At 72.4% G+C, this 12,157-nt stretch carries 6 protein-coding genes; 5 read left to right on the top strand and 1 reads right to left on the bottom strand.

What is annotated here, in order from left to right:
- Positions 1–271 precede the first annotated feature (271 nt).
- Together gltB and ACZ6R9_RS30345 are read left to right on the top strand one after the other, a co-directional pair.
- Entirely contained in the window at positions 272–4,882 is a 4,611-nt protein-coding gene (gltB, locus tag ACZ6R9_RS30340) for a glutamate synthase large subunit (protein WP_465541710.1), read from the top strand.
- On the top strand, positions 4,875–6,404 hold the full coding sequence (locus ACZ6R9_RS30345) for a glutamate synthase subunit beta (protein WP_465541712.1): 1,530 nt from the start codon (positions 4,875–4,877) through the stop codon (positions 6,402–6,404). Before gltB ends, ACZ6R9_RS30345 begins: the two co-directional genes overlap by 8 nt.
- A 120-nt stretch (positions 6,405–6,524) precedes the next feature.
- Here the strand turns inward: ACZ6R9_RS30345 and ACZ6R9_RS30350 are convergent, their stop codons facing one another.
- Positions 6,525–6,890, bottom strand: coding sequence for a nuclear transport factor 2 family protein (locus ACZ6R9_RS30350; RefSeq protein ID WP_380486537.1), 366 nt, complete (start codon positions 6,888–6,890; stop codon positions 6,525–6,527).
- Positions 6,891–6,986: 96 nt separating this feature from the next.
- On the opposite strand from ACZ6R9_RS30350, the gene ACZ6R9_RS30355 reads away from it, so the two are divergent.
- The 3 genes from ACZ6R9_RS30355 (at position 6,987) to ACZ6R9_RS30365 (ending at position 12,157) form a co-directional block, all read left to right on the top strand.
- Positions 6,987–9,647: a helix-turn-helix transcriptional regulator gene (locus ACZ6R9_RS30355; protein WP_465541715.1), complete on the top strand. Its 2,661-nt coding sequence runs from the start codon at positions 6,987–6,989 to the stop codon at positions 9,645–9,647.
- Positions 9,648–9,772: 125 nt separating this feature from the next.
- Positions 9,773–10,642, top strand: coding sequence for a helix-turn-helix domain-containing protein (locus tag ACZ6R9_RS30360; protein WP_380486540.1), 870 nt, complete (start codon positions 9,773–9,775; stop codon positions 10,640–10,642).
- 57 nt (positions 10,643–10,699) lie between these two features.
- Positions 10,700–12,157, top strand: a complete 1,458-nt coding sequence (locus ACZ6R9_RS30365) for an aldehyde dehydrogenase family protein (RefSeq protein ID WP_380486542.1) — start codon at positions 10,700–10,702, stop codon at positions 12,155–12,157.

The raw sequence follows: 12,157 nt of genomic DNA on the forward strand, positions 1-12,157 counted from the left end.
GGCCAGGGAATCCCAGGCCGGCTCCGGACCGGGGGCGTTCCGAGGGTGTTTCGCCCCTGTTTCACCCCCCTGGACACCGGGCACACTGGTCTGGACGCGCGACGCTGCGCCCTCCCCCCGTCCGTCCCGTGACCTGGGGTTGCGTCCGGGATGTGGACGCAGATTCCACTTCCCGGGACGATCGGCATCATGTAACCTGCACCGACACATCGCATCAGGGCCAACGTCGTCCCTTTGCATCAAGCAACTGATCACGACGACGGGAGAGCCGATGCTGTCTGCATCCATGCACTCCGGCCACGAGGACGCCCGGGCCACCCGCCCCTACGCCCTCGTTCCGGACGCGCGTCCCCAGGCCCAGGGTCTGTACGACCCGCGCAACGAGCACGACGCCTGCGGCGTCGGCTTCGTGGCCACGCTGACCGGTGTCGCCGACCACCGGATCGTCGAGCAGGCACTGACCGTGCTGCGCAACCTGGAGCACCGCGGCGCCACCGGCGCCGAGCCCGACTCCGGCGACGGCGCGGGCATCCTGACCCAGATCCCGGACGCCTTCCTGCGCGCCAGCACCGACTTCGAACTCCCCGCCGCCGGGTCCTACGCGGTCGGCATCGCCTTCCTGCCCCAGGACGAGGAGGCGACCGCCGCCGCCGTCGCCCGGATCGGCGCGATCGCCGCCGAGGAGGGCCTGGCCGTCCTCGGCTGGCGCGAGGTCCCGACCGCCCCCGAGCTGCTGGGCGCCACCGCCCGCTCCGTCATGCCGCGGTTCCGGCAGCTCTTTGTCGCGTCGGCGCCTTCCGGCGAGCACGGCGGGCGGGCCGGGATCGAGCTGGACCGGGTCGCGTTCGTGGTGCGCAAGCGCGCCGAGCGGGAGGCCGGGGTGTACTTCCCCTCGCTGTCCGCCCGGACCCTGGTCTACAAGGGCATGCTGACCACCGGGCAGCTGGAGCCGTTCTTCCCCGACCTGTCGGACCGGCTGTACGCCTCCGCGATCGGCCTGGTGCACTCGCGGTTCTCCACCAACACCTTCCCGAGCTGGCCGCTCGCCCACCCGTACCGCTTCGTCGCGCACAACGGCGAGATCAACACCGTCAAGGGCAACCGCAACTGGATGACCGCCCGGGAGTCCCAGCTCGCCACCGACCTGATCCCCGGCGACCTGGGCCGGATCTTCCCGGTCTGCACTCCGGACCACTCCGACTCGGCGTCCTTCGACGAGGTGCTGGAGCTGCTCCACCTCGGCGGCCGCTCGCTGCCGCACGCGGTGCTGATGATGATCCCGGAGGCGTGGGAGAACCACGCCACCATGGACCCGGCCCGCCGCGCGTTCTACCAGTACCACTCCAACCTGATGGAGCCCTGGGACGGCCCGGCCTGCGTCACCTTCACCGACGGCACCCGGATCGGCGCCGTCCTCGACCGCAACGGCCTGCGCCCGGCCCGGTACTGGATCACCGAGGACGGGCTGGTCGTGCTCTCCTCCGAGGTCGGCGTGCTCGACATCGAGCAGGACAAGGTCGCCAGGAAGGGCCGCCTGCAGCCCGGCCGGATGTTCCTGATCGACACCGCCGAGCACCGGATCGTCGAGGACGAGGAGATCAAGTCCGCGCTCGCCGCCGAGAACCCTTACGAGGAGTGGGTCGCCGCCGGGCAGATCCAGCTCGCCAAGCTCCCCGAGCGCGAGCACATCGCCCACACCCACGCCTCGGTGACGCGCCGGCAGCAGACCTTCGGCTACACCGAGGAGGAGCTGCGGGTCGTCCTCGCGCCGATGGCCAAGACCGGCGCCGAGGCGCTCGGCTCGATGGGCACCGACTCGCCGATCGCCGCGCTCAGCGAGAAGCCGCGGCTGCTGTTCGACTACTTCACCCAGCTGTTCGCCCAGGTCACCAACCCGCCGCTGGACGCCATCCGCGAAGAGCTGGTCACCTCGCTGCACAGCAACCTCGGCCCCGAGGGCAACCTGCTGGACGCCACCCCGGCGCACTGCCGCTCGGTCGGCATCACCTTCCCGGTGATCGACAACGACGAGCTGGCCAAGCTGATCCACATCAACGCGGACGGCGACCAGCCCGGTCTGAAGGCCGTCACGCTCTCCGGCCTGTACAAGGTCGCCACCGGCGGCCAGGGCCTGGCCGCCCGGCTCGCCGAGATCGCCGCCGAGGCCGACGCCGCGATCGCCGACGGGGCCAGGATCATCGTGCTCTCCGACCGGCACTCGGACGCCGAGCACGCCCCGATCCCGTCGCTGCTGCTCACCTCGGCGATCCACCACCACCTGATCCGCACCAAGCAGCGCACCCAGGTGTCGCTGCTGGTCGAGGCCGGCGACGTCCGCGAGGTGCACCACGTCGCGCTGCTGATCGGCTACGGCGCCGGCGCGGTCAACCCGTACCTGGCGATGGAGTCGGTCGAGGACCTGGTCTCCCAGGGCGTGTTCGTCAAGGGCGAGCCCGAGAAGGCGATCAAGAACCTGATCAAGGCGCTCGGCAAGGGCGTGCTGAAGGTGATGTCCAAGATGGGCATCTCCACCGTCGCCTCCTACCGCGGCGCGCAGGTCTTCGAAGCCATCGGCCTGTCCCAGGAGCTGGTGGACGCCTACTTCGCGGGCACCACCAGCAAGCTCGGCGGCATCGGCCTGGACGAGCTCGCCAAGGAGACCGCCGCCCGGCACGCCAAGGCGTACCCGGCGTCCGGCATCTCCGCCGCGCACCGCGCGCTGGAGATCGGCGGCGAGTACCAGTGGCGCCGCGAGGGCGAGCCGCACCTGTTCGACCCGGAGACGGTGTTCCGGCTCCAGCACTCCACCCGCACCAAGCGCTACGACGTCTTCAAGCAGTACACGGACCGGGTGAACGCCCAGTCCGAGCGGCTGATGACGCTGCGCGGTCTGTTCCGGCTGGACGCGCTCGGCCGGACCCCGATCTCCGTGGACGAGGTCGAGCCGGTCTCCGAGATCGTCAAGCGCTTCTCCACCGGCGCGATGTCGTACGGCTCCATCTCGATGGAGGCGCACGAGACCCTCGCGATCGCGATGAACCGGCTCGGCGGCAAGTCCAACACCGGCGAGGGCGGCGAGGACCCGGAGCGCCTGTACGACCCCGAGCGCCGCTCGGCGATCAAGCAGGTCGCCTCCGGCCGGTTCGGCGTCACCTCCGAGTACCTGGTCAACGCCGACGACATCCAGATCAAGATGGCCCAGGGCGCCAAGCCCGGCGAGGGCGGCCAGCTGCCCGGCCACAAGGTCTACCCGTGGGTGGCGAAGACCCGGCACTCGACCCCGGGCGTCGGCCTGATCTCCCCGCCGCCGCACCACGACATCTACTCCATCGAGGACCTGGCTCAGCTGATCCACGACCTCAAGAACGCCAACCCGGACGCCCGCATCCACGTGAAGCTGGTCTCCGAGGTCGGCGTCGGAACGGTCGCGGCCGGCGTGTCCAAGGCGCACGCGGACGTGGTGCTGATCTCCGGCCACGACGGCGGCACCGGCGCCTCCCCGCTGACCTCGCTCAAGCACGCGGGCGGCCCCTGGGAGCTCGGCCTCGTCGAGACCCAGCAGACCCTGCTGCTCAACGGCCTGCGCGACCGCATCGTGGTGCAGACCGACGGCCAGCTGAAGACCGGCCGCGACGTGGTCATCGCCGCCCTGCTGGGCGCCGAGGAGTTCGGCTTCGCGACCGCCCCGCTGGTGGTCTCCGGCTGCATCATGATGCGGGTCTGCCACCTCGACACCTGCCCGGTCGGCGTCGCCACCCAGAACCCGGTGCTGCGCGAGCGGTTCTCCGGCAAGCCCGAATTCGTGGTCAACTTCTTCGAGTTCATCGCCGAAGAGGTCCGCGAGCTGCTCGCCGAACTGGGCTTCCGCTCGATCGAGGAGGCCGTCGGCCACGCCGAGCACATCGACGCCCGGGCCGCGATCGACCACTGGAAGGCCTCCGGGCTCGACCTGGCCCCGCTGTTCCACGTCCCCGACCTGCCCGAGGGTGCCGCCCGGCACCGCACCACCGAGCAGGACCACGCGCTCGACAAGGCACTCGACAACCAGCTGATCGAACTGGCCGAGGACGCCCTGGAGCGCGGCGACGCCGTCCGCATCCAGCTGCCGATCCGCAACGTCAACCGCACCGTCGGCACCATGCTCGGCCACCGGGTCACCAGGAAGCACCGCGGCGAGGGCCTGCCCGAGGGCACCATCGACGTCACCTTCACCGGCTCGGCCGGCCAGTCCTTCGGCGCCTTCGTCCCCCGGGGCGTGACGCTGCGACTGGAGGGCGACGCCAACGACTACGTCGGCAAGGGCCTGTCCGGCGGCGTGATCGTGGTCCGCCCGGCCCGGGACGCCGCCGCGATCGGCGCCGACGCGCAGCAGCACGTGATCGCCGGCAACACCATCGGCTACGGCGCCACCTCGGGCCGGATCCACCTGCGCGGCAAGGCCGGTGAGCGTTTCGCCGTCCGCAACTCCGGTGCCACCCTGGTGGTGGAGGGCGTGGGCGACCACGGCCTGGAGTACATGACCGGTGGCCGGGTGGTGATCCTCGGCGAGACCGGCCGCAACCTGGCGGCGGGCATGTCCGGCGGCATCGCCTACGTGCTGGACCTGCGCCCCGCCAACGTCAACAGCGGCATGGTGGGCATCGAGGCCCCGGGCGCCGCCGACCGCGAATGGCTGCGCGAGACCGTGCAGCAGCACTACGAGGAGACCGGCTCCACCGTCGCCGCCGAACTCCTCGCCGACTGGGGCAGTGGGGTCTCCCGCTTCTCCACGATCATGCCGACCGACTACAAGGCAGTGCTCGCCGCCAAGGACGCCGCTGAGCGCGATGGCCTCTCCGAGGCCGACACCACCGCGAAGATGATGGAGGCGGCACGTGGCTGACCCCAAGGGCTTCCTGACCACGCCCAAGCAGCTGGCGGAGCGCCGTCCGGTGGACGTGCGACTGCGCGACTGGAACGAGGTCTACGTCGAGCGCAGCCTCCTTCCGATCATCAGCAAGCAGGCCGGACGCTGCATGGACTGCGGCATCCCGTTCTGCCACAACGGCTGCCCACTCGGGAACCTGATCCCCGAGTGGAACGACCTCGCCTACCGGGACGACTTCGTCGGCGCCATCGAGCGGCTGCACGCCACCAACAACTTCCCGGAGTTCACCGGCCGCCTGTGCCCCGCCCCGTGCGAGTCCGCGTGCGTGCTCGGCATCAACCAGGACGCGGTGACCATCAAGAACGTCGAGGTCAGCATCATCGACAAGGCCTGGGACCGGGGCGGCGTCACCCCGCAGGTCCCCGAGCGGCTGTCCGGCAAGACCGTCGCCGTGGTGGGCTCCGGCCCGTCCGGCCTGGCCGCCGCCCAGCAGCTCACCCGGGCCGGGCACACGGTGGTGGTGTACGAGCGCGCCGACCGGATCGGCGGACTGCTGCGCTACGGCATCCCCGAGTTCAAGATGGAGAAGCGCCACATCAACCGCCGCATCGAGCAGATGCGCGCCGAGGGCACCCGGTTCCGCACCGGGGTCGAGGTCGGCGTCGACCTCACCGGGCAGGACCTGCGCTCGCGCTTCGACGCCGTCGTGATCGCGGCCGGCGCCACCACCGCGCGTGATCTGCCCGTCCCCGGGCGGGAGTTGAACGGCATCCACCAGGCGATGGAGTACCTGCCGCTGGCCAACAAGGTCCAGGAGGGCGACTACGTCGACTCCCCGATCTCGGCCAAGGGCAAGCACGTCGTGGTCATCGGCGGCGGCGACACCGGTGCCGACTGCGTCGGCACCGCACACCGCCAGGGCGCGGCCTCCGTCACCCAGTTGGAGATCATGCCGCGCCCGTCGGACGCCCGTCCGGCCGGGCAGCCGTGGCCGACCATGCCGATGACGTACAAGGTCACCTCGGCCCACGAGGAGACCAACTACCTCCTGCAGGCCAAGAATGGCGGGATGCAGGCAGAGGGACCCTCCTCGCCGAAGGCGGGCAAGGAGGGACGGATCTACTCGGTCTCCACCACGCACTTCTCGGGTGACGCGAACGGGAATGTGCAGGAGCTGCACCTGGTCGAAGTCGCCTTCAAGGACGGCAAGTTCGAGCCGGTGCCCGGGAGCGAGAAGGTGATCCCCGCTCAGCTGGTCACCCTCGCCATGGGGTTCACCGGGACGGACGTCAAGAACGGCCTGGTCGAGCAGCTGGGTGTCGAGCTCGACGCCTGCGGAAACGTCGCCCGCGACGGCAAGTTCGGCACCAACGTCGATGGGGTGTACGTTTGCGGTGACGCCGGTCGCGGTCAGTCGCTGATCGTCTGGGCGATCGCGGAAGGCCGCTCGGCCGCCGCGGCGGTCGACACCTACCTGGGCGGCAGGACAGCGCTCCCCGCGCCGATCAAGCCGACCGACCGGCCCCTGGTGGCCTGACCCCCACCACCCCGAACACCGACCCGCCAGCGTTGCCGGGATCCGGTCGACGCCTGCCCCTTTCCCCGACCAGGTTGAGGGCAGGCGTCGTTGTTTTGGCTCTCCCTGGTTGCTCACCCCCTACGCGGCTGGCACCTTGTCCAGGAAGCCCACGACCGTGGCAACGCGACCGTCCTCCGTGGCCGTGAGGACGTCGAAGCCGACGATCAGGGCCTCCTCCGCGCCTTCGGGGGCGAGTTCCCAGGTGAAGCGGGCGGCGTTGTGGTGGGCGTCGATGGGGCTGCCGAGGCGGAAGACGAGGCCGGCGAACTGGGTCTGGACGGCGGCGACGGCGGCGTCGAACTCCTCGCGGCCGCGGGTGGCGACCATCGGGTCGGTGTAGGTGCCGTCGGTGGCCCAGACGTCTTCGAGGAGCTTGCGGCGGGCGGTCGAGTCGGTCTCGTTCCAGACGGCGAGGTAGCGCTCGACGAGGTTCTGCAGGTCCATGGTGGGCTCCGTTTCGAGTGTTTCTGCCTTGCGGGACAAGAAGTTACGGATCTTGCGGCGCAGGGGAATCAGTCACGTATAGGTAGGGTGCTGAGCATGCTGCTGTACGGGCGGGGAACGGAGCAGGCGGCGGTCGGCCGGCTGCTGGCGGAGGCGGGTGCGGGCCGGGCCGGGGTGCTGGTGCTGCGCGGTGAGCCGGGGGTGGGGAAGAGCGCGCTGCTGGCCGCGGCGGCGGAGGACGCGCCGGGGCGGGTGCTGCGGGCGACGGGCGTGGAGCCGGAGGCCCGGCTGCCGTACGCGGCGCTCAGTCAGCTGCTGGCCCCGGTGCTGGACCGCACGGACGCCCTGCCGGGGCCTCAACGGGCGGCGCTCGAACGGGTGTTGGGGCTGGCGGACGGCCCGGCCGGGGACCGGCTGCTGGTCGGGCTGGCGGTGCTGACGCTGCTGGGCGACCTCGCCGAGCAGGGCCCGCTGCTGTGCCTGGTGGACGACATGCAGTGGGTGGACCGGGAGTCCGCGGAGGCGTTGCAGGTGGCGGTCCGCCGGCTGGGCGCGGAGGCGGTGGTGGTGCTGCTGGCGACCCGGACGGACGGGCCGGAGCTGCCCGGGCTGCCGGAGTTGCGGGTGGAGCCGCTCGGCGAGCAGGCCGCCGCCGAGCTGCTGGCCGCCGTCGCGCCCGAACTCGTCGATGTGGAGCCGGTATTGACGGCGGCTCAGGGCAACCCGCTGGCGCTGGTGGAGCTCGCGGCGGCCGGCGCGGCCGGCGTGCTGCCCCCGGCGGGGCGGTTGCGGCTGACGTACCACGGGCAGGTGAGCCGGCTGCCGGGTGGCGCGCAGCGGTGGCTGCTGCTGGCGGCGCTGGAGGAGACCGGTTCGCTGGAGGTGCTGCTGCGGGCCGCCGGGGAGTGCGGGCTGGCGGTCGCGGATCTCGCACCGGCCGAGCAACAGGGCCTGGTGCGGGTGGAGTTGGCGGCGGGCCGGGTGGTGTTCCGGCATCCGCTGCTGCGTTCGGTGCTGGTGGACCGGGCGCCGCTGGTGGACCGGCTGGCCGCGCACACCGCGCTCGCCCGGGCGTGCGGGGAGCGGGAGCCGCTGCGGCGGGCCTGGCACCTGGCGCTGGCCGCGACCGGCCAGGACGCGGCGGTGGCGGAGGAGTTGGCGTCGGCGGCGGCCGGCGCGGCGTCGCGGGGCGGGTACACCGGCGCGTCGGCGGCGTACGAGCGGGCCGCGCGGCTGAGCCCGGACCCGCTGCGGGCGCGGGAGTTGACGGTGGAGGCGGTGGAGGCGGCGCTGGAGGCGGGCGAGGTCGGCCGGGCCGAGGCGCTGGCGGCCGCGGCGGACGCCCCGGGGCTGGACGCGGTGACCCGGGCGCACCTGCTGTGCGCCCGCGGGGTGGCGGAGTTCTGGCGGGGCGAGCACCGCTCCGCGCACCGGCGGATGGTGGAGGCGGCGGGCCTGGTGGCGGAGCTCGCGCCGAACCCGGCGGCCCGGGTGCTGGTGCAGGCGGTGCACGCGGCCTGGTACCTGGACGCGGCGGTGGTGCGCCGGACGCTGGCCCGGCTCGGCGCGCTCCCCCTGCCGGCGGGCGATCCGCTGGTGCCGGTGGCGGGCTACCTGATCGGGGCGCTGGGGGACGCACCGGACGGGCCGACGCTGGCGGAGACCGAGCGGGCGGCCCGGGCCGCAGGGGCGGTGGCGCCGGTGGACCTGGCGCTGCCGTGCGGGGCGGCCCTGCTGCCGGGCCGGGACGAGGATGCCCTGGACCTGGCGGGCCGGCTGGTCCGGGAGGCCCGGGAGAGCGGCGCGTTCGGGACGCTGCCGACGCTGCTGTTCTTCCTGGCGGAGGCCGTGCTGTTCACGGGCCGTCCGGGCACCGCCGACGAGCACGCCGCAGAGGCGCTGCGGCTGGCCGAGGACTGCGGGCAGCCGCTGTGGACCGGGCAGTTGCACGGCTTCCTGGCGTACCTGGCGGCAGCCCGCGGCGAGGACGCCGCGTGCCGGGAGCACGCCGGGCTGGCGCGGGCCCGCGGCGCCTCCGGGATGCCGTGGGCGCAGTGGGCGCTCGGGGTGCTGGAGTTGGGCGCCGGCCGGGCCGAGGACGCCTTCGCGCAGCTGGCGGCGCTGGCCGGCGGCGGGCAGAACTTCCAGGTGTCGGCCGTCCGTTCGGTGCCGGACCTGGTGGAGGCGGCGGTGCGGCTGCGCCGGCCGGAGGAGGTCGCCGAGCCGCTGGACCGGTTCGAGCACTGGGCGCGGCGCAGCGGCCTGCCGTGGGCCCGGGCGCTGGTGCACCGCTGCCACGCGCTGCTGGCCCCCGAGGAGTTGGCGGAGGAGCTGTACCTGGCGGCGCTGGCCCGGCACGCCGAGCAGCCGCGTCCGTGGGAGCAGGCCCGCACCGAGCTGCTGTACGGCGAGTGGCTGCGCCGGGCCCGGCGCAAGGCGGAGGCCCGGGTACCGCTGCGGGCGGCCGAGCAGACGCTGCGTCACCTGGGCGCGCTGCCCTGGGCGGAACGGGCCCGGCTGGAGCTGGACGCCGCCGGCGCGCCCGCCGCGCGCGGCCCGGTCAGGGCGGTGGCGGGCCTGACGCCGCAGGAGTCGCAGATCGTCCGGCTGGCCGCGCAGGGCCTGTCCAACCGGGACATCGCCGCGCAGCTCTTCCTGAGCGCCCGCACCGTCGGCCACCATCTGTACAAGGCGTATCCGAAGCTCGGGGTGAGTTCGCGCACCGATCTTGCGGAGGTGCTCCCGGCGCTGTCCTGAGCGGGGCCGAAGCACAAGTGTGCAACGGCTCGGCCAAATGCCGGAAGCCCCTCGCGGAGTGTCGCCGGGCAGTGGCAGACTGCATCCCTACGGGGTCCAACTGATGGTTCGGGGCGGAGGTTTGCATGACGGGCCTGCAGACGGGCAGCGGTGCGACCGCGCGTCGCATCCAGTTGGGCGCCCAGTTGCGGCGCCTGCGCGAGGCCCGGGGGGTGACCCGGGAGGACGCGGGCTACTCGATCCGCGCCTCCGAGTCGAAGATCAGCCGGATGGAACTCGGCCGGGTCGGCTTCAAGCAGCGCGACGTGGCGGACCTGCTGACGCTGTACGGCGTCGAGGACGAACACTCCCGGGCGGCGCTGCTCGGCCTGGTCGGCGAGACCAACGCCCCGGCCTGGTGGCACGGCTACGGGGACGTCATCCCCGGCTGGTTCCAGACGTACCTCAACCTGGAGGACGCGGCGAACCTGGTGCGCAGCTACGAGGTGCAGTTCGTGCCCGGGCTGCTGCAGACCCCCGAGTACGTGCACGCGGTGATGCGGGCGGGCAGCCCGGGCGTGGCGGAGGAGGAGATCACCCGGCGGGCGGCCGTCCGGCTGCGCCGCCAGGAGCGCTACCTCGCGCCGGACACCACCGCCCGGCTGGAGCTGATCGTCGACGAGACGGCGCTGCGGCGGCCGTGCGGCGGGCCGGAGGTGATGCGCGGTCAGCTGGCGCGGCTGGCCGAGCTGTCGCTGCGCGAGACCATCAGCCTGCGGGTGCTGCCGCTGGGCATGGGCGCGCTTGCGGCGGACAGTGGGGCGTTCACGGTGCTGTGCTTCCCGGAGCCGGACTTGGCGGACGTGGTGTACGTCGAGCAGTTCACCACCGCGCTGTACCTGGACAAGCCGAGCGAGGTCGCCGAGTACACGGCCGCGCTGGACCGGGTGTCGGCGGCGGCGCTGTCCGAGGAGGAGACCCGGTCGCTTCTGGCGGAGATCCTCCAAGAGAGCTAGCCCGCAATTAAGATGATGATCCGTCAGTAGGTGATCGTTAACGCCGAAAGGGATCAGATGTCCTTGATCGCGGAACTCGCCCAGCAGTACATCGACGGCCAGTGGCGGCCGGGAACCGGCTCCTGGGACATCGTGGACCTCGATCCCTTCAGCGGGGAGAAGCTGGCCTCCTTCACCGTGGCCACCGCCGAGGAGATCGACCAGGCCTACCGGGCCGCCGAGCGGGCCCAGCCCGCCTGGGCCGCCACCAGCCCCTACGAGCGCCGGCTGGTGTTCGAACGGGCACTGCAGGTGGTGGAGGCCCGCGAGGCCGAGATCCTCGAGGTGATGACCGTCGAACTCGGCGGCACCCTGATGAAGTCCGCGTTCGAACTCTCGCTGGTCAAGGACATGCTGCGGGAATCGACGGCGACGGCACTGCGCGGCGAGGGCAAGATCCTGCCCTCCCCGGTGCCCGGCAAGGAGAACCGCCTCTACCGCCTGCCGGTCGGCGTGGTCGGCGTGATCAGCCCCTTCAACGCCCCCGTCTTCCTGTCGCTGAAGGCCGTCGCGCCCGCGCTCGCCCTCGGCAACGCGGTCGTCCTCAAGCCGCACCAGGACGCGCCGGTGGCCGGCGGCACCCTGATCGCCAAGATCTTCGAGGAGGCCGGGCTGCCCGCCGGCCTGCTCAACGTCGTCCTCACCGACATCGCCGAGATCGGCGACGCGTTCATCGAACACCCCGTGCCCAAGGTGATCGCCTTCACCGGCTCCGACACCGTCGGCCGGCACGTCGCCACCGTCGCCGCCGGCCACCTGAAGCGGACCGTGCTCGAACTCGGCGGCAACAGCGCCCTGGTGGTGCTCGACGACGCCGACGTCGACTACGCGGTGGACGCCGCCGTCGCCAGCCGCTTCGTCCACCAGGGCCAGATCTGCATGGCCGCCAACCGGATCCTGGTCCACCGCGGCCTGTTCGCCGAGTTCAGCGAGAAGTTCACCGCGAAGGTCGCCTCGCTGCGGGCCGGCGACCCCGGCGACCCCGCCACTCAGCTCGGGCCGCTGATCAACTCCGCGCAGGCCGAATCCGTCACCGCCGAGGTCGACCAGGCGATAGCCGCCGGCGCACGGCCGCTGCTGCACGGTGCGACCGTCGGCACGCTGGTGAAGCCCACCGTCCTCACCGACATTCCGGCCGACGCCCCGATCCTGCACCGCGAGATCTTCGGCCCGGTCGCCCTGCTGATCCCCTTCGAGGACGAGGACGAGGCCGTCCGGATCGCCAACGACACGCCCTTCGGCCTCTCCGGCGCCGTCCACACCGCCGACATCGAGCGCGGCGTGCGGTTCGCGCAGCGCATCGACACCGGCATGATGCACGTCAACGACGGGACCATCGCGGACGAGCCGATCGTGCCCTTCGGCGGCCAGAAGAACTCCGGCCTGGGCCGACTCAACGGCGAGACCAGCGTGGACGCGTTCACCACCGTCAAGTGGATCTCGATCCAGCACGGGCGGTCGCGCTTTCCCTTCTGA

It is taken from the genome of Kitasatospora sp. NPDC048662 (assembly GCF_055587065.1).

Bases quoted from the DNA above. Each gene is read 5' to 3' on its own strand.
- ACZ6R9_RS30360 (WP_380486540.1), top strand. From the start codon at position 9,773: ATGACGGGCCTGCAGACGGGCAGCGGTGCGACCGCGCGTCGCATCCAG.
- gltB (WP_465541710.1), top strand. From the start codon at position 272: ATGCTGTCTGCATCCATGCACTCCGGCCACGAGGACGCCCGGGCCACC.
- ACZ6R9_RS30365 (WP_380486542.1), top strand. From the start codon at position 10,700: ATGTCCTTGATCGCGGAACTCGCCCAGCAGTACATCGACGGCCAGTGG.
- ACZ6R9_RS30355 (WP_465541715.1), top strand. From the start codon at position 6,987: ATGCTGCTGTACGGGCGGGGAACGGAGCAGGCGGCGGTCGGCCGGCTG.
- ACZ6R9_RS30350 (WP_380486537.1), bottom strand. From the start codon at position 6,890: ATGGACCTGCAGAACCTCGTCGAGCGCTACCTCGCCGTCTGGAACGAG.